Here is a 269-nt window from a genome sequence, read left to right on the forward strand (position 1 = left end):
CGGGCGGCGGGCCGCGCGGCGCGGGGCCGTCCGCCGGGGGGGCGGGGCCGGAGCCGCCGCCGCCGGTCGGGACGCTCGGTCCGGTGGAGTCCGCGGAGTCCCAGGCTTCGGAACGGTCCGGGCATTCCACCACGGCCGCGAAGCCGCGCCGGCGCGCCCGCGTCCTGCTCGCGGCCGGCGCCCTGGTGGTCGTGGGGGGCGGCGGCGCCGCGGGGGGGGGGGTCGGGCCCCGCCCCCGGGGGGGGGCGGCGGGGGGGCAGGGGATGGCG

The 269-nt window shown here is 87.0% G+C and carries 1 protein-coding gene; it reads left to right on the top strand.

The window, feature by feature from the left end; translation table 11 throughout:
• Positions 1-83 precede the first annotated feature (83 nt).
• Positions 84-269, top strand: a 186-nt coding sequence (locus JAO81_RS42960) for a hypothetical protein (protein WP_233416238.1), incomplete at its 3' end; no start/stop codon positions are given.

Origin of the sequence: Streptomyces sp. N35, assembly GCF_016464295.1 — a bacterium.
Taxonomy (GTDB): domain Bacteria; phylum Actinomycetota; class Actinomycetes; order Streptomycetales; family Streptomycetaceae; genus Streptomyces.